2 rRNA genes (1 of these 2 running past the window's edge) are annotated in these 2,099 nt (G+C 57.8%); both read right to left on the reverse strand.

The window, feature by feature from the left end:
* Window positions 1–2: 2 nt before the first annotated feature.
* A 5S ribosomal RNA gene (rrf, locus tag ACWCPW_RS51465) occupies window positions 3–119 on the reverse strand.
* A 125-nt stretch (window positions 120–244) separates the two neighbouring features.
* Window positions 245–2,099 (reverse strand): 23S ribosomal RNA (locus ACWCPW_RS51470); it runs 1,470 nt beyond the window's last position.

Below are 2,099 nucleotides of genomic sequence, written 5' to 3' on the forward strand. Positions count from 1 at the left end.
GATTCCGGCGGCGTCCTACTCTCCCACACCCCTTCGAGTGCAGTACCATCGGCGCTGGAGAGCTTAGCTTCCGGGTTCGGAATGAGACCGGGCGTTTCCTCTCCGCCAAGACCACCGGAAAACCATCGAACCCTGCAAAAGGGCCGTTCGGTGAACCAGAAATCACATGCGGTGATTCAATTATCAAACGGGTTCCCCGAAACCGATTGCGGTTCGGGAACCACACAGTGGACGCGTAGCAACTGAGGACAAGTCCTCGGCCTATTAGTACCGGTCAGCTCCACCCCTTACAGGGCTTCCACACCCGGCCTATCAACCCGATCGTCTCTCGGGGGCCTTACCCAACCGAAGTTGGTGGGAGTCCTCATCTCGAAGCAAGCTTCCCGCTTAGATGCTTTCAGCGGTTATCCCTCCCGAACGTAGCCAACCAGCCATGCCCTTGGCAGAACAACTGGCACACCAGAGGTTCGTCCGTCCCGGTCCTCTCGTACTAGGGACAGCCCTTCTCAAGACTCCTACGCGCACAGCGGATAGGGACCGAACTGTCTCACGACGTTCTAAACCCAGCTCGCGTACCGCTTTAATGGGCGAACAGCCCAACCCTTGGGACCTACTCCAGCCCCAGGATGCGACGAGCCGACATCGAGGTGCCAAACCATCCCGTCGATATGGACTCTTGGGGAAGATCAGCCTGTTATCCCCGGGGTACCTTTTATCCGTTGAGCGACGGCGCTTCCACAAGCCACCGCCGGATCACTAGTCCCTGCTTTCGCACCTGCTCGACCTGTCGGTCTCACAGTCAAGCTCCCTTGTGCACTTACACTCGACACCTGATTGCCAACCAGGATGAGGGAACCTTTGGGCGCCTCCGTTACCCTTTAGGAGGCAACCGCCCCAGTTAAACTACCCATCAGACACTGTCCCTGATCCGGATCACGGACCCAGGTTAGACATCCAGCACGACCAGAGTGGTATTTCAACGACGACTCCACGGACACTGGCGTGTCCCCTTCACAGTCTCCCACCTATCCTACACAAGCCGAACCGAACACCAATATCAAACTATAGTAAAGGTCCCGGGGTCTTTCCGTCCTGCTGCGCGAAACGAGCATCTTTACTCGTAGTGCAATTTCACCGGGCCTGTGGTTGAGACAGTCGAGAAGTCGTTACGCCATTCGTGCAGGTCGGAACTTACCCGACAAGGAATTTCGCTACCTTAGGATGGTTATAGTTACCACCGCCGTTTACTGGCGCTTAAGTTCTCAGCTTCGCCCCGAAGAGCTAACCGGTCCCCTTAACGTTCCAGCACCGGGCAGGCGTCAGTCCGTATACATCGTCTTACGACTTCGCACGGACCTGTGTTTTTAGTAAACAGTCGCTTCTCGCTGGTCTCTGCGGCCACCACCAGCTCGGAGAGCAAGTCTCCTCACCAACAATGGCCCCCCTTCTCCCGAAGTTACGGGGGCATTTTGCCGAGTTCCTTAACCACAGTTCACCCGAACGCCTTAGTATTCTCTACCTGACCACCTGAGTCGGTTTGGGGTACGGGCCGCCACGACACTCGCTAGAGGCTTTTCTCGGCAGCATAGGATCATCCACTTCCCCACAATCGGGTCGGCATCAGGTCTCAGGCTATGTGAGAGACGGATTTGCCTATCTCTCGCCCTACACCCTTACCCCGGGACTACCACCGCCCGGGCTGGACTACCTTCCTGCGTCACCCCATCGCTCACCTACTACCCGATTGGTTCGGCGGCTCCACCAAAACCGTTCACCCGAAGGATCCCGGCGGCTTCACGGCCTTAACATCACGAGGTTCGGCGCTGGCGCGTCGTAGCGGGTACGGGAATATCAACCCGTTGTCCATCGACTACGCCTGTCGGCCTCGCCTTAGGTCCCGACTTACCCTGGGCGGATTAGCCTGCCCCAGGAACCCTTGGTCATCCGGCGCACACGTTTCCCACGTGTGATTCGCTACTCATGCCTGCATTCTCACTCGTGCAGCGTCCACCGCTGGTTTCCACCGCGACTTCACTCGCTGCACGACGCTCCCCTACCCATCCGTACGCCTGAACCACGAAGGCTTGGCTGCATGTACG

This window comes from Embleya sp. NPDC001921 (assembly GCF_053594475.1).